General features: G+C 35.4%; 15 protein-coding genes. 7 read left to right on the plus strand and 8 right to left on the minus strand.

Annotated features, from left to right (window positions below; genetic code table 11):
* Positions 1 to 66: 66 nt before the first annotated feature.
* The 4 genes from NPY00_RS02485 to glyA are packed head-to-tail and all read right to left on the minus strand — an operon-like array spanning position 67 to position 3,591.
* Entirely contained in the window at positions 67 to 684 is a 618-nt protein-coding gene (locus tag NPY00_RS02485) for a riboflavin synthase (RefSeq protein ID WP_269020444.1), read from the minus strand.
* Positions 666 to 1,790: a bifunctional diaminohydroxyphosphoribosylaminopyrimidine deaminase/5-amino-6-(5-phosphoribosylamino)uracil reductase RibD gene (gene ribD, locus NPY00_RS02490; RefSeq protein ID WP_269020445.1), complete on the minus strand. Its 1,125-nt coding sequence runs from the start codon at positions 1,788 to 1,790 to the stop codon at positions 666 to 668. The genes NPY00_RS02485 and ribD overlap by 19 nt, the downstream gene beginning before the upstream one ends.
* The gene (nrdR, locus tag NPY00_RS02495; RefSeq protein WP_269020446.1) at positions 1,783 to 2,265 is read right to left on the minus strand and encodes a transcriptional regulator NrdR; all 483 of its coding nucleotides are present in this window, start codon (positions 2,263 to 2,265) and stop codon (positions 1,783 to 1,785) included. Before nrdR ends, ribD begins: the two co-directional genes overlap by 8 nt.
* 12 nt (positions 2,266 to 2,277) lie before the next feature.
* Positions 2,278 to 3,591: a serine hydroxymethyltransferase gene (gene glyA, locus NPY00_RS02500; RefSeq protein WP_269020447.1), complete on the minus strand. Its 1,314-nt coding sequence runs from the start codon at positions 3,589 to 3,591 to the stop codon at positions 2,278 to 2,280.
* A 323-nt stretch (positions 3,592 to 3,914) separates the two neighbouring features.
* Here glyA and argC point away from each other — a divergent pair, with 323 nt between their 5' ends.
* Entirely contained in the window at positions 3,915 to 4,850 is a 936-nt protein-coding gene (gene argC, locus NPY00_RS02505) for an N-acetyl-gamma-glutamyl-phosphate reductase (RefSeq protein WP_269020448.1), read from the plus strand.
* Positions 4,851 to 4,882: 32 nt separating this feature from the next.
* Here the strand turns inward: argC and NPY00_RS02510 are convergent, their stop codons facing one another.
* From NPY00_RS02510 to hfq, 4 genes are all read right to left on the minus strand, one after another.
* On the minus strand, positions 4,883 to 5,959 hold the full coding sequence (locus NPY00_RS02510) for a COX15/CtaA family protein (protein WP_269020449.1): 1,077 nt from the start codon (positions 5,957 to 5,959) through the stop codon (positions 4,883 to 4,885).
* Between the two features lie 167 nt (positions 5,960 to 6,126).
* Positions 6,127 to 7,803 (minus strand): hypothetical protein, encoded by a 1,677-nt coding sequence (locus tag NPY00_RS02515; RefSeq protein WP_329957996.1) that lies wholly within the window; start codon positions 7,801 to 7,803, stop codon positions 6,127 to 6,129.
* 222 nt (positions 7,804 to 8,025) lie between these two features.
* Positions 8,026 to 9,366 carry a GTPase HflX gene (hflX, locus tag NPY00_RS02520; RefSeq protein ID WP_269020452.1) on the minus strand — a complete coding sequence of 447 codons (1,341 nt, stop codon included), beginning with the start codon at positions 9,364 to 9,366 and terminating at the stop codon, positions 8,026 to 8,028.
* 59 nt (positions 9,367 to 9,425) lie between these two features.
* Positions 9,426 to 9,665 carry an RNA chaperone Hfq gene (hfq, locus tag NPY00_RS02525; protein ID WP_269020453.1) on the minus strand — a complete coding sequence of 80 codons (240 nt, stop codon included), beginning with the start codon at positions 9,663 to 9,665 and terminating at the stop codon, positions 9,426 to 9,428.
* 765 nt (positions 9,666 to 10,430) lie between these two features.
* Between hfq and NPY00_RS02530 the strand changes: the two genes are divergently transcribed.
* From NPY00_RS02530 to NPY00_RS02555, 6 genes are all read left to right on the plus strand, one after another.
* Complete coding sequence (locus NPY00_RS02530; RefSeq protein WP_269020454.1) at positions 10,431 to 15,125, plus strand: hypothetical protein; 4,695 nt, start codon at positions 10,431 to 10,433, stop codon at positions 15,123 to 15,125.
* 508 nt (positions 15,126 to 15,633) lie between these two features.
* Positions 15,634 to 17,946 (plus strand): NADP-dependent malic enzyme, encoded by a 2,313-nt coding sequence (locus NPY00_RS02535; protein ID WP_269020455.1) that lies wholly within the window; start codon positions 15,634 to 15,636, stop codon positions 17,944 to 17,946.
* A gap of 207 nt (positions 17,947 to 18,153) precedes the next feature.
* The gene (locus NPY00_RS02540) at positions 18,154 to 18,438 is read left to right on the plus strand and encodes an acyl carrier protein (RefSeq protein WP_269020456.1); all 285 of its coding nucleotides are present in this window, start codon (positions 18,154 to 18,156) and stop codon (positions 18,436 to 18,438) included.
* Positions 18,439 to 18,447: 9 nt separating this feature from the next.
* Positions 18,448 to 19,623, plus strand: a complete 1,176-nt coding sequence (locus tag NPY00_RS02545) for a beta-ketoacyl-ACP synthase (protein WP_269020457.1) — start codon at positions 18,448 to 18,450, stop codon at positions 19,621 to 19,623.
* 14 nt (positions 19,624 to 19,637) lie between these two features.
* A complete protein-coding gene (locus NPY00_RS02550; protein WP_269020556.1) occupies positions 19,638 to 20,924 on the plus strand; it encodes a beta-ketoacyl-ACP synthase in 1,287 nt (428 codons plus the stop codon).
* 51 nt (positions 20,925 to 20,975) lie between these two features.
* On the plus strand, positions 20,976 to 22,004 hold the full coding sequence (locus tag NPY00_RS02555; protein ID WP_269020557.1) for a zinc-binding dehydrogenase: 1,029 nt from the start codon (positions 20,976 to 20,978) through the stop codon (positions 22,002 to 22,004).
* Positions 22,005 to 22,006 lie beyond the last annotated feature (2 nt).

The following is a 22,006-nucleotide window of genomic DNA, read 5'->3' on the forward strand; positions in this document are numbered from 1 at the left end:
ATTTAAATAAAATTCATAAATTACAGAGCATAAAATCTTCTCAAAAGATAACAATCTTTTCAATTTTTATTCATTTTTCATTTTAAACTGAGAAATTCTAGCAACATAACGCGCAAGCTGATCAATCTCTAAATTTACCCAATCACCAACTTTTGCTTGCCCCCAAGTTGTGACTTCACGCGTATGACGAATAATCAGAACATCAAAAATATTATCTTTAACACAATTAACGGTAAGAGATGTACCATTAAGCGCAACAGAACCTTTTTCTGCAATAAAAGGCGCAAACCGCATGGGAACCTGTAACACAAAACGAATGGCGTCACCTTCATTCTTCTGATCAATAATTTCAGCTAAACCATCAATATGGCCAGAAACTAAATGTCCACCAATTTCATCACCAACACGTAGCGAACGTTCTAAATTAACACACGTTCCTTTTCTCCATTGTGAAAGATTAGTTAAACGCAATGCTTCTTCCCACGCTTCTACAGAAAACCAATTAATATCCATTTGTTTTGACGACCGCTCAACGACTGTTAAGCAAATACCCGAACACGCTATTGATGCTCCAATTTCTAAATTTTCTAGACTGTAATGAGTAGAAATATCGAAACGTATTCCTTTTTCCAAAGATTTCACAGCTTCAACGCAGCCAATATCTGTTATAATTCCTGTAAACATAATGTTCTGCGCCTCCATTTATAAAAACGGTCATTCCCGAGTATTTTCATTTCAATTTCATTAAAATCCGAAAGATAATCTTCAATACGAGGAGCTTCAATACGCTCTTCTCCTAAAGTCATTGATGCATAAAAGCATATCAAATGATCAACACAACCAGCATGTAAAAACGTTTCTCCTGTCTTTGTGCCCCCTTCAAGTAAAACGCTGTTGATTCCATGCTGATAAAGAAATTGCAAAACAACAGAAGGTTGAATGAAATGCTTGTTCGTTTCTATCAAATGTACAGATACTCCATACTGCTCCAACAGCATTCTTTTGTTTTTCTGAGAACAAGTTGCATCACAAACAATCCAAGTAGGAATTTTTGCAGCTGTTTGAACAACTTTTGCATCAACTGGAATCCGTAAATCTCTATCCAAAATAACGCGTATAGGAGAACGCATTTCCAAACCAGGTAAACGACAATTCAATTCCGGATCATCAGCTAATACAGTGCCAATCCCAACCATAATCGCATCATGTTGAGCTCGTAAAATATGTGTCCGTGTCTGTGATATTGCTCCACTAATTTTAATCCCACCTTGTCCTTTTTTTCCCACACCATTATCTGCAGAAATAGCCATTTTAAAAGTTACAGCACACCGTTGTAGCTTTTTGATGCAAAAATAAGAACTCAGGGTTTCAAAAGCTTCTTCAGCAAGCACACCCTCAACAACCTCTATCCCAGCCGCACGTAAACAAGCAATACCGCGACCACAAACCCGCTTATCTAAATCCGTAAGAGCAATTACAACCCGTGAAATACCCGCGTCAATAAGTGCATTGACACACGGTGCCGTTTTTCCATAATGCGAACATGGTTCTAAAGTAACATAAGCAGTCGCACCACGAGCCAATGAACCAGCCATAAGCAACGCCTGCACTTCTGCATGAGGTCTCCCGTTAATAGCTGTTACGCCATAGCCAACAATGGATGTCCCTAAAGAATCATCTCGTACAATCAACGCACCAACAGAGGGATTTTCACCAGTAAGGCCAACATGACGCTCTGCTAAGCGAATAGCCGCAGCCATATATCGCTTATCTTGCTTTTCTTTATTCATCAAAATAAGATTCTGTATCCGTCACATCTTTTGACAATTCATCAATAACATTATGAAAGTCACTTGCACTACGAAAATCTCGGTATACGGAAGCAAAACGAATATACGCAATATCATCAATACCCTTCAATGCTTCCATCACAAGATGTCCAATTTTCTCTGAAGCAATTTCTGGCTCTCCTAAACTCTCAAGTCGACGTACAATGCCAGAAATTGCTTGCTCAATACGATTAGAATCAATATCGCGTTTACGCACTGCTATATCAACCGATCGAGCTAACTTATCGCGGTCAAATAACTCACTCCGACCACTTTTCTTTAAAACTAAAAGCTCACGTAACTGAACACGTTCAAAAGTCGTAAAACGGCCGCCACAAGTAGAACACACACGCCTACGACGAATAACCGCACCCTCTTCCGCAGGGCGCGAATCTTTAACCTGTGTATCCTCACATTGACAGTAAGGGCAGCGCATTTATTTTGTACCTTAACAATTGTTTAAATAAGAATAAAGAGGAAAATTATTCGTCATATCTCTTACCTTTTTTTGAACAGCCATTTCAATTGCAGCATTTTCTTCATCACTTTTGGCTACTCTAAGACCATCAAGAACTTCCGAAATAAAATCACAAATTTGAACAAATTCGTTTTCTGTAAAACCACGCGTTGTTGTAGCAGGTGTGCCCAAACGAATACCTGAAGTTACAAACGGCGTTTGCGGATCAAAAGGAATACTATTTTTGTTGCAAATAATATTAGCACGTCCCAAAGCCAACTCAGAAGATTTTCCAGTTAAATTTTTGGATCGCAAATCAACTAATAATAAATGATTATCCGTTCCACCAGAAACAATATCAAAACCATGATTCTGCAAACATTTTGCTAAAGTTTTAGCATTCGCGACTACATCAGTAGCGTAATTTTTAAAAGAAGGCTGTAGAGCTTCTCCTAATGCAACAGCTTTAGCTGCAATCACATGCATTAAAGGACCACCTTGTAAGCCAGGAAAAACAGCTGAATTAATTTTTTTTGCTAAAGATTCATCATTCGTCAATATCATACCACCACGAGGACCACGAAGCGATTTATGTGTTGTCGTAGTCACAATATGAGCGTGTGGCACAGGTGAAGGATGAACCCCTCCAGCAACCAAACCTGCAATATGAGACATATCAACCATTAAATAGGCTCCAACCTCATCTGCAATATCACGAAACCGTTTCCAATTCCATAAACGTGAATAAGCCGTACCACCTGCTATAATTAGTTTAGGTTTATGTTGTTTTGCAAGACGCTCAACCTCTTCCATATCGATAAGTTGATCTTCTTGACGAACACCATAAGAAACAACATTAAACCATTTTCCAGACATATTGACTGATGAACCATGTGTAAGATGCCCCCCAGAATTTAAATCCAATCCCATAAATGTATCGCCAGGTTGCAATAAAGCTAAAAATACAGCTTGATTCATTTGACTTCCAGAATTTGGCTGTACATTCGCAAAAGCAGCGCCAAATAACTCCTTTGCCCGTTCAATGGCTAATTCTTCAACTTGATCAGCAAAATGACAACCGCCATAATAACGTTTTCTTGGGTAACCTTCTGCATATTTATTCGTAAAAACAGACCCTTGAGCTTCAAGAACAGCTCTTGATACAATATTTTCCGATGCAATCAATTCAATTTCACATTGTTGACGCCCAAACTCATTTTTTATTATATCAAAAACTGAAGGATCAACAGATTGTAAATTATTGTTAAAAAAGTGTTTTTGTAAATCATTTGTTTGCGTAGTCATAAAATATGCCCTAACATAAAAAAAATAGGATAATGAACGATAACATAACAAATCGTATAGGCCAAATAATTTAAACAATTTGCATTTAAAAATTGCAAAAACAACAAATATTTATCTTATTTTTTTAATATTAAAATGATAAAATTTTATCCACATAAAAATAAGTAATGCAAAATAAATACTAAATCTTTTCCAAACTGTTATAACTTAAATATTCATAGGCACATAAAATAAATTATGTTCAAAAAACTCAATCATTTAATCTAAATACAGCATTGTGAATTCTAAATAAAACAGCAAAAAATTGCTTTAAGGCGCACAGAATGGTAAAAAAAGTCTTTATCGATGGTGAACACGGAACAACCGGCCTACAAATACACAAACGACTAGCAGCGCGCTCTGATTTAGAATTGCTTTCTATTCCCCACGAAGATCGTCACAAAACTGATATTCGACAAGACTATCTTAACCAAACCGATATTGCTATTTTTTGTTTACCAGATGATACTGCGCGTCAAACAGTTCAATTTCTTAAAAGTAATAAAAAAATTAGAATTATTGATAGTTCAACAGCACATCGTACTGCATCTAACTGGGTTTACGGTTTTCCGGAAATGACAGCAGGACAAAAACAACGTATCCAAGAAGCACGTTATGTTACTAATCCTGGATGTTATCCTACGGGAGCGATCAGTTTAATTCGCCCTTTACGTGAAGTTGGTTTATTAAATGCCTATTATCCAATATCAATCAACGCGGTATCTGGTTATACGGGTGGTGGTAAACAATTGATTGCTAAAATGGAAAATAAATCTAGAAAAGATGTTTTTTCAAAAAATTTCTTTATTTACGGTTTAAATCTTATGCATAAACATATTCCGGAAATTAAAACTTATGGACAGATCAAGCAAACTCCCGTTTTTGTACCAAGTGTTGGTCGCTTCCCTCAAGGAATGATTGTTAACCTTCCACTCCACCGTAATTTATTCACAAAATCAGCTAATTGCACTGATATTCGGGAAATTCTTAATACTCATTATCCTGATCAAAGCATCATCTCAGTTGCATCACAAGAGGAAACTGAGAAGCTTACTGAATTGGATCCAGAATGCTTAGCCAATCAAGATGGTATAAAATTGTTCGTTTTTGGCAATGATAATGAGGGTATCTTCAACTTATGTGCTGTATTTGACAATTTAGGAAAAGGAGCATCTGCATCTGCTGTTCAAAATTTAAATTTAATGCTTTCAGATTACTAATACCCCTTATTACTTTAACAATTTATCAATTTTTACTCAACAACACGATATGCTCCTTTTGTTGCACGCCAATGCACAACAGAAAAACACAATACTGCCAACGCTATACTTTGGTGAATAAGACTCAAGCTTATCGGCGCATCATTTAATAGCGTTATAATACCCAAAAATCCCTGAATGAATATAGCCAAACATAAGAGAAATGCACGACGAGCATGAATTGAATGTGGAATATTCCTCCGTAAATACAATGCATGAACAACCGCTATAATCAACACGAAATAAGCCGCGCAACGATGCATAAACTGAACAGTTAAAGGATTTTCAAATAAATTAGTCCAAATCGGATTATAATTAAATAACCCTTCTGGGATAACCTGTTCATCCATAAGCGGCCACGTGTTATAGACTTTACCTGCATGAAGACCTGCGACTAAAGCACCAAAATAAATCTCAACTAAAATAAAGAAAACAAGCCAACCCGCAAAACGTTGAATTGCCTGCTTTGCTGGTTTTTCTGAATATTCTGCAAGACCTTGAGATAAATAAGTAACAAAGATCACAACAAGACACGCTGCTATAAGATGAATCGCTAAACGATATTGACTAACACTTGTTAGATGACTTTGACCAAGACCTGATGCGACCATCCACCAACCAATAACACCTTGAATACCAATTAAAATTGGAACAACAATAAGTTTAGGTAAAATATCTTTCTCAATGCGCTTAGTGCTCCAAAACCAAATTAAACCGAATAAAGCAACAAAACCAACCAAACGACCAAGAATACGATGCGCCCATTCCCACCAAAAAATCACTTTAAATGCATTTAAAGTCATGTCACTGTTAAGCAACTTATATTGAGCTATCTGTTGGTATTTCGAAAACTCTTCTTGCCATTCATCAATACCAATTGGTGGAATCATTCCATGAATCGGCTTCCATTCAGTGATAGATAATCCTGACCCTGTCAAACGCGTCGCACCACCAACTAAAACAATAATCAAACAAAGCAATAAAATAGTATAAAGCCATATTCGAATCTTTTTTCGATTTTGTTTTTGTAGTGGTGTCAAAGTGACATCACACAATCCTTTTATTGCCATTTTATGCACCTATCTACGCACTTAGATTTGTTTTAATCAATCAATATTTTTTAAAGAAATCACAAAAACCTACTTAATATCTTTTATACAATTTATTAAATGCAGCCCTCTTCTCCAATACATATCTTTAATAATGATATGGAGCGATTATCTCTATTTAGCAACTATTAATGCGAAATAATGCGATAAATAGTTTTTGGAATTTTAGAGATCATCTGCATCATCCAATCATTTTCATTCAAAGAAACGCTACAGATGTAATAGTCTGTTACGTGTGCAATTTGCACCTCTCCAAATTGAGGTTTATTAGCCATTTCTAGGATAATAAAATCATAATCTTTTTTGAAACTTTCTAACAGATTTGGAATATCACTTGAAAAATTTTGCGCACGAGCCGCACTTGTCAATCCTTGAGGAAGAATATCAACCCCTGTATCATAATCACGATAAATGATATCTTGTAACTGAGCACTTCCCGTCAAAATATCACTTAATCCTCGATGCGGTCCAATCACTCTTTCTATTTGTTGACCAGAAATATCCACCAATAAGATCTTTTTTTTACCCTCTACAAGATGAAGAGAAAGCTTTGCTGCTACTTGAGCGGCTCCTAATCCAATTACTGAAATAACAACAGAAGTATGTTCTTTTAAAATATTGGATAATTCTTCTATTGTAATCAAAGTTTCAAATGTTTTTATTGCATCAGAAGAGAAAATATTTTCTTGTTTTTTTAATGCTTCTTTTCTTGATTTTTTTTTCTCTACCGAAGAATCTTTTTGAAAGAAAATCATTCCTACAAAAAGAATAATCAAACTAACAAGTGAACCAATAAAAATATTTTTTCCATACAAGGATATAAAAGGAATTTGAGAAACTGTTACTGGAACAACCATATGAATTTTTGTAATCTGTTCCAAAGGAATATACGGGTTTGTTGCTTTATTCTGTACATCTATCACTGTTTTTATTTTATTTTCTAACGCATTCAATATTTGATCCAAAGATTGCGACTGATTTTTTACAAAAAAATTAATCTTTTTTCTCAATTGCAGCTCAAAATTTTTTATAACAATCGCATCTAAATGAATTTGATCAGAAATTTGCTCAACTTTCTGTTTTAATTGAGTAGAAAGTATTTTCGATTCTGCAATCATTGCTTTGATTTGAGGATGCTCCCAACCTAATTGAACAGCCATATGCGCTTTTTGTGTTTCTAGAAGATCAAGCTTAGATTTTAATGCAGAAACCGATGCATTATTTGCAATATATGATATAGACAATAAAGAATGATCATTTTTACGAATCGCTTTAATAGCAGAGCTTAAAATCTCTAAATAAATACGTTTTATAGCAACATCTGTTAACTGAGTATAAAGAGCATTTAATTCTGATTGTTGTGCATCATGCTGAGCAGTAGTAAAAAAAGATGAGCGAAAATCCTGTATTATATCGGATAATGTCGTATGAGGATATTGCTGATCGTTTTTTTTCTGTACCAATAATAGTTTTTGATTCCATTTAGCAATAGCTTCTGAAAAAGCTGAAAACCAAACCTCTAAGCCTTTCCTAGCATCCTCGATAGTTTCTGCTTTAAAAGAAAGATTGATCAAATCACCATGGCGAGAAAATCGAATATTTTCACGCACCTCTCCCGTATAAGCATCACTAGAAAAAAACTTATAATGATTTAAATTTTCTGAAGTAATAGACTGTGATAACAGTAAAGTAACGATATTGTTCTGTTTATCATTTGGTAATGGGAAACCTACAGAATCAGAAAGTGTAAAAGCCAACATCGCTCGATAAGAGCGTGGCTGAACAAAATAGTACAACCAAATCAAAAGTACACACAGTACTGCTGATAACACAAATACAAAAATGTTTCTCTGTAGCAATAAATTCTTATCCCGCTTAAGATTCATATTTATTTCAATCAAAAAAATACTTGATATTTTTTTACTACGAGAAAGAAGTAACTATACTGTTAATTAAAGATTTTATTCTTTCTTGAAAAAAAAGAAAAACCTAAAGCAAGTATTTTCAGAAATATCATAGAATAAAACTTACTGCATATTTTGCTTTATACGTTCTAAGTGTTTTTTTGCTTCACTGGTCAAGACCGCTTTAATCGTGATAGAACCATCATCATGACTTGTCTGTTCTATTTTGCTAGAATTTTTATAAAACCAATCAATAAGCAGCATTTCAGTGGGTTTTAAAACAAATTCAACGCTTAGCGTTTCTCCAAAAATTCGCTTCTCAATTGTTATTAATAATTCATCCACTCCTTCACCAGTAAGCGCTGATATCATTAATGCAGGATTTGACAAAGTTTTTGCGCTTGTCTCCAAAACATTCAATGCGTATTCATCCAGTGTATCGATCTTATTCCAGACCTCTACAATACGATCTGTATCATCAATATCAACTCCAAGACTCGAAAGTGTTTTTAAAACATCTCGAGCATGAATATTATAATCAGGATCTGAAACATCTCTCACATGAAGGATTAAATCAGCTTCTGTCACTTCTTCAAGAGTTGCCCTAAAAGCTGCGATTAGATGTGTCGGTAAATTAGAAATAAAACCAACTGTATCAGAGAGAAGAACAATTTGTTCATGAGGAAGATTGATTTTGCGCAAGGTTGGATCAAGCGTTGCAAACAACATATCTTTTGCTAAAACATTAGCACCACTTAAAAAATTAAAAAGTGTTGATTTCCCTGCGTTAGTATACCCTACCAACGCAACAACAGGATGAGGTGTTTTTTTTCTTTTTGCTCTATGCAAAGTACGTGTTTTGATTACAGTTTCTAACTCGCGACGAATACGTGTAATTTTATTTTGCAAGAGGCGTCTATCAGCTTCAATTTGCGTCTCTCCAGGACCTCCTAAAAAACCACGACCACCACGCTGTCTTTCTAAATGTGTCCAACTACGAACAAGTCTACTTTTTTGATAGGATAAATGAGCCAATTCAACCTGTAAGATTCCTTCTTTTGTTCTTGCTCGATCGCCAAAAATTTCAAGGATTAAAGCAGTTCTATCAATAACTTTACAATTCCATGCTTTTTCTAAATTACGCTGCTGTACTGGTGTTAAAAAATGATCCACAATTGCAAGTGAAATATGTTGTTCACTTATATAATCAGCAAATGTATTCACATTACCTACACCAAACAAAGTTGAAGGACGCAGTGTGGTAACATGAACGGCTTCACAACGAATAACATTTAATGCTATAGCATGAGCCAATCCCAAAGCTTCCCTTACTCGAGATGTCTCTGAGTATTCGCTTGAATTCTCTTCTTTCTTATACTCATGATAGATTGGTACAAAGATAACAGCGCGCACCCGCTCTGTAACCTGTGAAATCAAATTCTCAGATCTCTTTTTCTTGTCCATAACAGCAATAAAAAGGCAATATAAAAAAACAAAATATAAAAAATAAAGAAAGAACCCGTTTACTCAGATTCTTCGCTTTCAAACATTTGTACAGCCTGTCCAGGCATAATTGTGGAAATAGCGTGTTTATAAACTAATTGTGCATGCCCATCGCGACGTAAAAGAATACAAAAATTATCAAATGACGTTACAATACCTGTCAATTTAACACCGTTTACAAGAAAAATTGTAAGAGAAATTTTTTGCTTACGGACCGTATTTAAAAACACATCTTGCAGGTGCTGTGATCGTTCTGCCATTATTTTTACACCTTTCAAACTGCACAAAATATCTTCGAGGACATATCGACTTAAAAATATTAAATTGTCAACGGACTAGTATAAAAAAATTAGGAAATCCTATTTAATTTTTAAAAAATCTGCTCTTCGTGAAGAATACACAATACTAAATAATAAAATATAAAAATTTTTCACCATTTCTTGTTTATTTATTAATTTTAATAAACAATGAACCTTCGTTAACAATAAAAAAACATCAAAATTTATGTCTTGTTAAACATATTGATTTACAAAAATAGAGTTTCTCACTTTCTTTTGTGTTAAATTAGAATCAACTCTAAACTAAAAGAGAAGGTATGATTTTAAATTTGCATTAAATATCGTGTAATCTTTCCTAAAACTGAACCAAGCACTGATGCGTTTATTTCTTATATAGCAAAAAATAGTGTGTAAACGTACCTTTGTATACTAGAGAATCTTTTTTAAGAAATTAGACCTTATTAAAATCGCTACAGTTCTCTTTTGCAGTGCACAAAACTCAAAACACTTTCTATTAATTTAAGTTATAAACAGTATTTTTACTTTAGTAATAGTATCTTATTGCATTGTTTTTAATAGGTTTTATTTCATTTTTTAATAAAGCACAAAAGCCGCGTTAACTTTATCTTAATAAGTTTTCAAACTTTTGCCTTGAACATATTTCTTTCTAAGCAATTAACAGCTACTATACCAGAGTGTATATAGAAAAGAGCATATTCTTTTCTACGTGTAGAGTATGAGGCGAGTATGGCACGCAGAACCAAATTGCAAAAATTTGAAATTGAAGTTGAAGAAGCTCTTGAAAAAGCAATAAACTTCGATTTCAGTGATGGAATGACTGAGACAGTATCATCAAATGATTCTACAAATCTCATCAACATAGATGATTTGATTCAAAAAATTGCAACAGCAGAAGAAGAAATTCTTGCTGAAAATGATGCTTCAGCTCTTATCTCAGACATTCATGATAACACTGTTATTGATGAATCTGTTGCTGAACAGCTTTTTGGCAAAAAGAATACATCTGAACTTTCAGGTGGAACTGTACGCGATACGTTATTGCCTAAACGCCTACTCCCTGCCAATGATGATATAACAACTTCCGAAAATTTTAGATCATTAAAACAAAACTCCACCTCTCGAATTTATTGGAGTACAACAGCACTCTGTGCTTTGTGGGCAACAAGTGGTGCTTTTATTGCTCATAAACTGGCGCCTTCCGGACTAAGCTCTTTAACCAATATTATTAATTTTGTTACATCTCCCATTGGATTCGCTGTAGCAGCAGGTACAACAATTCCTATTTTAATGTCTTGGGGTTTTGCTCAATTAACAAAACGTTCAAATGAATTGCGCAATATTGCTGTTCTTATAACTAATGCAGCACAACGTCTTAGTGAACCTCAGCATATATCTGAAAAACAAGCTGCCGCTATAGGAAAAACTATTCGTGAAGAAGTAACCGCAATGAACGAGGGAATTGAACGTACCCTCGGACGTGCTATGGAACTTGAGGCTATTATACAAAGTGAAGTGCATAACCTTGAGCTCGCTTACGCTGAAAATGAATCACGCATTCATAAATTGATTAAAGAATTAAACAATGAACGCACAGCAATTTTAAATCATGCTGATCGCATCCAATCAACAATTAAAGGAACTCAAGAAAAACTCAGTGATGAGTTTGGTTTAGTTACATCCAAAATTGTAACCAATGTTGAAAATCTTTCTCAAACTCTTACTCAAACTTTGCAAAAACAGGGTGAAGATCTGATTGAAAAACTTTCCTATGCAGGAAATGGTGTAACCAATCAGCTCGCCGAAAAATTTAATGAAACAACAATACAAATTCAAAAGAAAAACACGGATTTTTTCCATAAACTAGGAAAAAACTTTGATGATTTTTCGCAACGCTTTTCTATTAGTGAAAAGCAGTTAGAAAAAACTTTCAACGAAACCGCTGATAAAGCTGAAACGCATATCACTAAAATTGCAACGCGCATACAAACTGCAGCAGACCACGCCTTATCTACTGTTGATGAAAAGTTTAAAACATTAGATGAAGCAATTATTGATCGTAATAACAAATCATTGCAAAATTTTGATGAAAAAATTATGCAACTTGATGAACAGGCGTCTAAACTTTCTTCTAAATTCGATCATATTACCACAAATGCAATTGAAAATTTTGAAAATCGTTTAGTTACGACAGACCTTTCACTGAAAGAACATGGTGATTCTATCATTGAATCCTTTATAGCTCGTAGTAAAGTTTTAGAAGATAACGCCGAAAAGCTTAGCAGTTTTTTAGACTCTCATGTTTTGCAAATTAACACAAATCTTGAAAAAAGAACTGCAGACATTGCTAATGTATTTACAAGCGGGCACGATAATATTCTTTCTGCTGTAGATCAAAGCAAAGAGACTCTGAGAGAAGAGATTAAAAATGTCGATCATGCTATTATTGAGATTATACAAGAACGATCACAAAGTTTAAAATTACAAATTTCTGATCAGAAAAATATAATCGAAAATATGTTCGACGATGAAAGAGACAAAATTGCTCATATTTTGAACAATCAGATTGATGTATTAACACAAAATGCTTCAAATATTGAAAAGATTTTGGCGGATAATATTCAAGTGGTTGATCAGCATACTGAACATCACATGGCCAATATAATTCACTGTACAGAAAAACTGCAAGAAGCTATTACTCAAAGCTGTGAAACAACTAAAGAGGCTTTAGAAACACAAGCGCATAACATTGATGTTCGTGCCGATGCTCTGCGTGACTCTTTGACAATCAATAGTTTTTCTCTCAATGAAGTACTTGCAAATCAAACGCGTACACTTGAAGAACGCATGGAAACAATTCACAGTCTTATAGCAAAAAGCGATATCCATGTTGATTCCGCATTACAACAGCAAATGGCATTTGTTGAAAATGCAATTGCTCATAATAATAAAATTATTAGTGAAACCGTTCAATATCATATTGAAAATCTTGAAAATAACACTGAGATTCTTAAGAACACTCTTTCTCAATCAAATGGCGCATTCCTTGATACTCTTGAAACACGCATAGGATCATTTGACAAAGATTTAGAGAGTCGTGCACTTCAAGTTTTTGAACGTGCCGCTACACTAGAAGAAACATTATCAGAAAAACTCAACCAAGTATGCGACACTATCGAAACACAAACATCTGTTTTTGAGGAACATTCTGATAACTTAAAAACCTCTATCATCCTCAATAATGAACAGAACCGAGCCATTCAACAAGTGTTGGAATCCAATATCAATAATATACAGACTACATTAGAAAATTCTGTTAATATTGTTACAGGTAATGTTCATAATAAAATAATGAAAGCATCTGATGTGCTTTCTTCTGCAGGTGAAAAAATACTTTCATCATTGCATAATGAAACCAATAAGGCACAAGAAACACTCGTCAATGTTTCTGAAAAATTAGCATTAATAATAGCAGATCAAACAAAAAAATCAGAAAACTCTATCCTTTCTGCTGGAAGCCAATTTATTTCGTCTTTTGCTGATATTACTGTAAAAGCTGAAAATGTCATTTCTAAATCTGGGAATCGTATTGTATCAAATGTTGAGCAAACAATTCATGAAACTGGTGAACAAATTCTTTCTGCTTTAGCTAAACAAACAGTTTGTACTACAGAGGCTTTTGTAGCTGCAGGAAATAACGCTCAAGCATTATTTGATGAAACTATTCATACTTCAACAGCCGCAATCGAGCAATTACTCCATAAACGCTCTGATCTTCTACATCAATCGATGCAAGAAATTGGAAATAACTTAGAACATCAATTCACATACGTAAGTAATCGTTTGGAAGAAACAAAAAATCAAGCGACTGTGCAATTTTCAGAACATGTTGAACATTTAACGGAATTAACGTCTTCTCTCAATCAAGCTGCACAAAATACAACCGAATCAATTGGTCACTTGACTCAACATATTAGTGAACAACTTTCACTATCCACACAAGAAGCTGAAAAAAGAATCTGTTCTCAAAATGAATTATTTGTAAATACTCTTGCACAAACAAACTCTGAAGCGATTCAGACAATAGCAACAGTGAAAGAGGATCTTATTAAGAATGTTTCAGATATTCTCAAACAATTAAATCGGTCAGTTTACACTATTAACGAGAACAGTAATATTTTATTATCGACAGTTCAAAATATTGATAATCGCTTTAATGAAACTACAAATAACTTCATCCAAAACACTAATCAAGTAACAGAGCATCTATTAGCATCAAGTCAAACGCTTCATAAAAATGTAGAATCTTTACAAGGTCTCTCTCAAAATACATTTGAAAAAATTAATTGTATAACAAGCAACTTCGGTGAACATGCTAAAACACTTTCTGAAACTGTTCGTGTTCTGGAACAAACAGAAAATGCGCTTGGTGTAACACTTGAAGAAAAACACAATGCGCTATCTGCGATAAGTAATGGCCTTGTTTCAAAGTCTGATGAAGTTAATCAACTTATCCAACATTATGAAAATGCTCTTAGCGTAGCGTTTGAGCATGCGGATGAAAATACGCGCAATTCTACACATTCATTACAACAATCGCTTAATCAACTGATTAATGAAGCCTCAACACGTTTTTCAGAAGCTGCGCAAAGCATACGTCATTCAGCCGATGAAATTCGCTTAGAGCTGTCAAAAATCAATGACGACATTAGTGATAATGTGCAAAAAATTCCTGAAAAAACAAAAGAAACAACCAAAACAATTCGCTCTGCTTTGAATGAACAAATAATAGCCTTAAAGGATTTGGTAAGTATTACACAAAACGGTCATCAGAATAGAGAGAAAAATAAATTAACGTCAGATATCCCTCTGTCATTAATGACTAATAAGAAGAACAACGTTTCTCCTGAAATAACAAAGAAGATAGTACCACCAAGACCTGTTTTGCAACAAGATCAAGGTCATACAAAACAAAGTAAATGGGTATCCGATCTTTTAGCAAGAGCATCGCGTGAAGAGACATTGTGCAATGAAATGGACAATTGTTCAATTTCTGCGTCTGTGCAAACAAAACCTCGTTCTGCAAGTGGATCTCTTAGCTCGCTAGCAACAAGCATACTGCAAGCCGTTGATCACAATGCTATTGTCGAACTATGGAGTCATTATAGACGTGGACAGAAAAATATCGTTGCGGAACATCTTTACACTCGTAATGGAAAGATGATCTTTGAAACTGTTCAGAGAAAATACATAACCGATATTGATTTTAAGCGTTCAGTCAATCAATATATTGTGGATTTTGAAAAACTACTTCGTGATATATCTCGTAATTCTGGTGATACTCGTTCAATTCGGAAATACCTGATATCAGATACTGGAAAAGTTTATACTATGCTTGCTCATGCAAGTGGACGAATTCAATAAAATTATAAAAAAGGTAGGAAATTTTCTACCTTTTTCAAATTTATTAACTGCTTTCAACCATAGATTTTTATTACAAAATGCTTGTCTTGTTAAACCCTTTAAAAAGCATACTAATAATCTAAAAGATGAGAATACTTATTCAAAAATTGATTTCTCTTAAAAACAATGAGTAAGGAATATACTTCATGGAATTAAATTAAAAAAACAAATTAAATATTTTTTCCTTCTAATATATTCTTAACATGCATTGCAAAAAAGAGATGTATTAGTCATATTGCTTCCTTATTATAATTTTCTGTATTTCTTAAGCTGAGTAAAAAATAATGATATCAACGAATTTTCTATTTCCTACACAAAAGAAATAATTTGTCACAGTAAGTTTGATAATTTTGGAGTTGCACATTATTCACGTTTTTAAAATACTAAAATTCACCACTTTAAACTCTCTCCATCATAGACAAAATTCTTATATTTGTATAATGCATATACTAACGCGGATATCATGAAAATGGCTACAAAGAAAAATGATAATATCAGTTTACAAAAAGCTGAATTTGATAAAGCAGCGCTTTCTTACCATCAATATCCAAAACCCGGAAAATTAGAAATACAAGCAACAAAACCTCTTGTTAATCAAAATGATCTAGCGCTTGCATACTCCCCAGGAGTTGCAACACCATGCCTTGAAATTCATAAAAATCCGAAATTAGCAGCTCAATATACTTCCCGTTCTAATTTAGTAGCCGTTATATCCAATGGGAGCGCTGTTCTCGGGTTAGGAAATATTGGTCCACTTGCTTCAAAACCAGTCATGGAAGGAAAAGCTGTTTTATTCAAAAAATTTGCCAATATTGATGTTTTTGATATTGAACTTGATGCACCTGATATCGAAAAAATGGTAGAAACTATATCCGCATTAGAACCAACTTTTGGAGGTGTCAATCTTGAAGATATAAAAGCTCCTGAATGCTTTGAGATTGAAGAAAAACTTCGTGCTAAGATGAATATTCCAGTCTTTCACGACGACCAACATGGAACAGCTATTATTGTTTCTGCCGCTGTTCTTAACGCATTAAATCTTGCTGGAAAAAAAATTGAAACTGTCAAAATAGTAACTTCTGGTGCAGGTGCAGCTGCCTTAGCTTGTCTTAATCTTTTAGTTTCTCTTGGAGCCAAAGTTGAAAATATATGGCTCAGCGACTTAGAAGGTGTTGTTTATGAAGGCCGAAAAACACTCATGGATCGCTGGAAAATAAAGTATGCGCAAAAAACTGATGCACGGACTTTATCTGATATCATTGATAATGCAGATATTTTTTTAGGTCTTTCAGCCGGAGGTATTTTAAAACCTGAATATCTGAAAAAAATGGCTTCAAAACCATTAATTCTAGCACTTGCTAATCCAACACCAGAAATTATGCCTGAAGATGCGCATGCTGTACGACCGGACGCAATAATCTGCACAGGGCGCTCTGATTACCCTAATCAGGTCAATAATGTTTTATGTTTTCCTTATATTTTTCGTGGTGCATTAGATGTTGATGCAACTGCGATCAATGAAGAAATGAAAATAGCAGCAGTTCATGCTATTGCTGCCCTTGCCCGTGAAGAATCTTCAGATGTTGTAGCACGTGCGTATTCAAAAACCCCCCCTAATTTTGGACCTGATTATCTTATCCCTTCTCCATTTGATCCACGTTTAATACTCCGCATCGCTCCTGCTGTTGCTAAAGCTGCAATGAGCACTGGTGTAGCAATCCGTCCGATTGAAAATATGGATGCTTATTATGATACACTTCATCGCTTTGTATTCCGCTCCGGTTTAACAATGAAACCCGTTTTTGCAGCTGCAAAAACAGCAAAGAGAAAACGTGTGATTTATGCTAATGGCGAAGATGAACGTGTCCTTCGTGCAGCGCAAACTGTCATTGATGAACAAATCGCAACTCCTTTGCTTATTGGTCGACCTCATGTCGTAGAAGCAAGATTAAAACGTTTTGGTTTGAGAATTCGTCCAGGCATAGACTTTGAACTTACAAATCCAGAAGATGATCCACGTTTCCGTGATTATGTTAATTTATTTCTTCATTATACAGGGCGATGTGGTGTTTCACCTGAAGTTGCAAAAACAACGGTGAGAACATCAACAACGGCCATTGCTGCTCTTGCAGTTATGCGAGAAGAAGCTGATGCAATGATTTGCGGCTTAGAAGGACGTTTTGAACGTAATCTTGAACTCATTGAACAAATTATTGGACTTGATCCAAATGTAAGTCATTTTTCTGCTGTCAGCTTACTTATTTCTTCATATGGGACTCTGTTTCTAACAGACACTTACGTTAATGAAAATCCTTCGGCAGAAGAAATAGCAGAAATGACCATACTTGCAGCACAAGAAGTAGAAGCTTTTGGTATCACGCCAAAAGCAGCTTTGTTATCGCATTCAAATTTTGGATCTAAAAACACAGAGAGTGCACGCAAAATGCGTCGTGCTACTGAGATTCTTGCCCAATCATATCCAGATTTAGAAGCAGATGGAGAAATGCAAGGTGATGCTGCACTTTCTCAAATTCTTCGTAACAACGCTTTGCCAAACTCACGTCTTGAAGGAGAAGCTAACTTACTTGTCTTTCCAACACTTGATGCTGCTAATATTACACTGAATATTGTTAAAAGTTTAACGAATTCGCTTCATATAGGCCCCATCTTGATAGGAGCTGCTCGTCCTATCCACATTTTAACACCCTCCATTACTTCAAGAGGAATTGTTAATATGACAGCCCTTGCAGTACTGGCGGCAAATAGGAAAAAGTCGCAATAAAATGATTAAAAACAAAGCTCAAAAAAATTAAACGATTTTTTTGAAATCTTGAAAACAGTAAGGATCTAATACATTATAAACGTAATTTTTATATCGAAAAATCAGACCTATTCTGGATTAAGTCTTTTTTTTTAGAATGAAAAAGGCTAGATAGGATTTCAGTTAACATACCTTTTGAAACTACCAACTATAATAAGGAATTATACATTGTCCTCTACTTTTGATAAAGTTGCTGATATTATTGCAGAAATTAGTGAAATTGACCGTGAGGCCATTACCCCTAAAAGTCATACAATTGATGATTTGGGAATTGATAGCCTTGATTTTCTTGACATTGTTTTTGCTATTGATAAAGCTTTTGGAATTAAAATCCCTCTGGAACAATGGACTCAAGAAGTCAATGAAGGTTCTGTTGCAACTGAAGAATATTTTGTTTTAGAAAATCTTTGTGCAAAAATTGACGAACTTGTTGCTTTAAAAAAATCTGTTTAATTTTTTATCATGCAGAATCAAACTGTATTCATTACTGGTATAGGACTTATAAGCTCTTTAGGTGAAGGGGTCGATCATCATTGGAACATCCTGAATAATCCTACAGTTGTGCCAAATCTTGATTGTACAACATTTTCGCCCTACACTGTTCATAAATTGACTGAAGTTGATTGGAACCTACAAATTCCAAAACGAAGTGATCAGAGACAAATGGATACGTGGCAGCGTATTGGTACGTATGCTGCGGGTCTTGCTCTTGATGATGCAGGGATAAAAAATGATGAACAATTAATATCAACAATGGATATGATCGTAGCTGCAAGTGGAGGTGGGCGTGATATTGCTGTTGATACACAAATTCTTGCAAAAGCACGTGCAGTCGATAATCCAGACTCTATGCTCAATTCAGCTCTTTCAACTGAACTTCGTCCGACTTTATTTTTGGCACAACTATCAAATCTCTTAGCTGGTAATATTTCTATTGTTCATAAAGTAACTGGCTCTTCTCGTACCTTTATGGGTGAAGAAGGAAGTGGTCTTTCTGCTATTCAAATTGCTGCTTCTCGTATTAAATCGGGACAGAGTACACATGCTCTTGTTGGTAGCTCCTACAATGCACAAGGTTATGATATGTTATTAGCTCATGAACTTGGAGGTCTTTTAACACGTAGCGGTTGGGCACCAGTTTGGGAACGTCAAAATTGTATTGGTGGTGGTATTATAACTGGATCCGGCGGTGTTTTTCTTGTTCTTGAAAGCGGTGAACACGCAAAAAAGCGCAATGCACGCGTTTATGCTGAGATTAGTCAAATCATAACAGATCAAACAAATAGAAAAAAAATCCCGCTTAAAGATACAATAGCGACAATGCTAAAAACAATAAAAGCAGAATCTTCTTTTACTATTTCAGCTGCTTCAGGATCTCACGAAGCAACAAAAGCTGAACAGATTGCTCTTGATGATGCTAATATATCGTATCGTGGAATAACAACATTATTTGGTTACTTGCGTGAAGCACAATTTCCTTTAGCACTTGCATTAGCTGCTATTGCTATTGAAAAAAAACTCAGTTTTCCAACATTCAGCACTCATGAAAAACCATTCTCTAAGGAAGTACATGAAACATTTGTTACTACAGTTGGTGCAACAAGAGCTGAAGGTGTAGCGCGCTTAACTGCTGTTTAAAGGAAATTTCTATGATGGAATATCACGATCATCTTGGACGTCCACTTATAGCAATAACCGGGACAGGAATTATAACATCGCTAGGACAAGGAAAGCAAGAAAACTGGCAAAAGTTAACAAAAGGCATGAGTGGTATTCACAAAATAACACGTTTTCCTGTTGAGGGATTAAACACACGCATTGCCGGCACAGTTGACTTTCTAGAGGAAAGTACTCTCGGTGCTTCAACTCTTTCTACGAAACTCGCATATCTTTCCGCCAAAGAGGCTTTAGAGCAAGCTGGACTTGATCAACGAAATTTTAATGGACCATTATTTTTAGCGGCTCCTCCTGTTGAGCTCGAATGGAAAGCACGCTTTGCTCTTGATAGAGAGGGAGCTTACGATGATGAGCCTTCTTACAAAAATCTTCTCGCAATTTGTAGTCAGAAAACTCATGAAGAGTTTTTCGAAACTACACAGTTTGGTGCAATAGCAGAAAAACTTCAAAGAATATTTGGAACAAAGGGACTCCCCGTTACACTTTCAACAGCTTGTGCCTCCGGTGCGACAGCAATTCAATTAGGTGTGGAAGCCATTCGGAGAGGAGAAACAGATCGTGCACTCACAATTGCTACGGATGGTTCAGTTTCAGCAGAATCTCTTATCCGCTTTTCTTTATTATCTGCTCTTTCAACACACAATGACCCTGCAGAAAAAGCAGCAAGACCATTTAGTCGTGATCGGAATGGTTTTGTCATGGCAGAAGGATCAGGTGCTCTCATTCTTGAATCTCTCAAAAGCGCTTTAGATCGCGGGGCAACAGTTCTAGGTATTTTAGCTGGTTGTGGAGAAACAGCAGATGATTTTCATCGGACGCGTTCAAAACCAGATGCCTCACCAGCCATTGGGTCAATCCGTAAAGCCTTAGCTGATGCACAAATAACCACCAGCGAAATTGATTATATAAATGCACATGGAACTTCAACGCCAGAAAATGAAAAAATGGAGTATCTCGCATTATCAACTGTATTTGGTGAGACTTTAAAAAATATTCCAGTTTCTTCTAATAAATCAATGATTGGTCATACATTAACAGCTGCAGGCGCTATAGAAGCTATTTTTTCGCTCTTAACTATTCAATCAGGGGTACTCCCTCCTACCATAAACTACGATGATCCAGATCCTGCAATTCCTCTCGATGTCGTTCCTAATCATAGCCGACAAGCTTGTGTTAATGCAGTTTTGTCTAATTCATTTGGCTTTGGCGGTCAAAACACTAGTCTCGTTATCACAGCATATAAAGGATACACTCCTTCGTAATCAACTTTGATAATAATTAACTGTATAATTCCTCATTTAAAGAGAATAATGATGCGTGCACTGCAACTCCTCAATGAACGTCAACTTGAAATCACCAATATTTCTTCACCACCACCACCTGGTCCTGATGAAGTCACAGTCCGTATAAAAATCGTTGCTCTTAACCATATTGATGTATGGGGATGGCGTGGTATGGCTTTTGCCAAAAGAAAAATGCCGCTTATTATAGGTGCTGAAGCTTCTGGTGAAGTTGTTCAACTAGGAAGTTGCGTTAAAAATTTGCAACCTGGACAGCTGGTATCAATTTATGGCGCACATACTTGTGGTCAATGTCAAGCTTGTCGTGAAGGACGCGATAATCTTTGCAGCCATGTGAATGGCGTTTATGGTTTTCATCTTGATGGATTTGCTTGTGAATTGGTTAACATACCAGCACGCCTCTTAGTCCCTGCTCCACCAGAATGTGACGAAATACAAGCGGCTGTTGCTCCAATTACTTTCGGTACCGTAGAACACATGCTTTTTGATAATGCGAAACTCCAAACTGGAGAAACAATTTTAATCCATGCAGGCGGTTCTGGCATTGGTTCAGCAGCTATTCAGATCGCAAAGAACATGGGATGTACAATTATCACTACCGTTGGTTCAGAGAATAAAATTGAAAAAGCTAAATCTCTTGGAGCCGATCATGTTATTAATTATCGTACAGATCGTTTTGAAGGTGTCGTTCGAAAATTAACTCAAAAAAAAGGCGTGGACGTTGTTTTTGAACATGTTGGTGCCGATACATGGAACGGTTCTATATTATGTATGAAAAGAGGAGCCCGTTTAGTAACCTGTGGTTCTACATCTGGTGTTTCAGCATCTATGAATTTAATGCAACTCTTTCAACAACAGCTTAAAATATTTGGCTCATTTGGTTGTCGTATAGAAAATATGGCGAATGCTATGCAAAAAATGGCACAAGGAGCTGTACACCCTGTCATTGATACGGTTGTAAACTTTGACAAAATTGATACTGCTTTAAAACGAATGGAAAGCCGTGATATTTTCGGTAAAATTATCCTCAGAATTAATTGAAA

This window comes from Bartonella sp. F02 (assembly GCF_026929975.1).
In the GTDB taxonomy this organism is placed as follows: Bacteria; Pseudomonadota; Alphaproteobacteria; order Rhizobiales; family Rhizobiaceae; genus Bartonella.

Coding starts and splice junctions, on each gene's coding strand:
- hflX (WP_269020452.1), bottom strand. CDS start 9,366: ATGGACAAGAAAAAGAGATCTGAGAATTTGATTTCACAGGTTACAGAG.
- NPY00_RS02550 (WP_269020556.1), top strand. CDS start 19,638: ATGGAATATCACGATCATCTTGGACGTCCACTTATAGCAATAACCGGG.
- NPY00_RS02530 (WP_269020454.1), top strand. CDS start 10,431: ATGGCACGCAGAACCAAATTGCAAAAATTTGAAATTGAAGTTGAAGAA.
- hfq (WP_269020453.1), bottom strand. CDS start 9,665: ATGGCAGAACGATCACAGCACCTGCAAGATGTGTTTTTAAATACGGTC.
- NPY00_RS02485 (WP_269020444.1), bottom strand. CDS start 684: ATGTTTACAGGAATTATAACAGATATTGGCTGCGTTGAAGCTGTGAAA.
- argC (WP_269020448.1), top strand. CDS start 3,915: ATGGTAAAAAAAGTCTTTATCGATGGTGAACACGGAACAACCGGCCTA.
- NPY00_RS02510 (WP_269020449.1), bottom strand. CDS start 5,959: ATGGCAATAAAAGGATTGTGTGATGTCACTTTGACACCACTACAAAAA.
- NPY00_RS02555 (WP_269020557.1), top strand. CDS start 20,976: ATGCGTGCACTGCAACTCCTCAATGAACGTCAACTTGAAATCACCAAT.
- nrdR (WP_269020446.1), bottom strand. CDS start 2,265: ATGCGCTGCCCTTACTGTCAATGTGAGGATACACAGGTTAAAGATTCG.
- ribD (WP_269020445.1), bottom strand. CDS start 1,790: ATGAATAAAGAAAAGCAAGATAAGCGATATATGGCTGCGGCTATTCGC.
- NPY00_RS02545 (WP_269020457.1), top strand. CDS start 18,448: ATGCAGAATCAAACTGTATTCATTACTGGTATAGGACTTATAAGCTCT.
- glyA (WP_269020447.1), bottom strand. CDS start 3,591: ATGACTACGCAAACAAATGATTTACAAAAACACTTTTTTAACAATAAT.
- NPY00_RS02535 (WP_269020455.1), top strand. CDS start 15,634: ATGGCTACAAAGAAAAATGATAATATCAGTTTACAAAAAGCTGAATTT.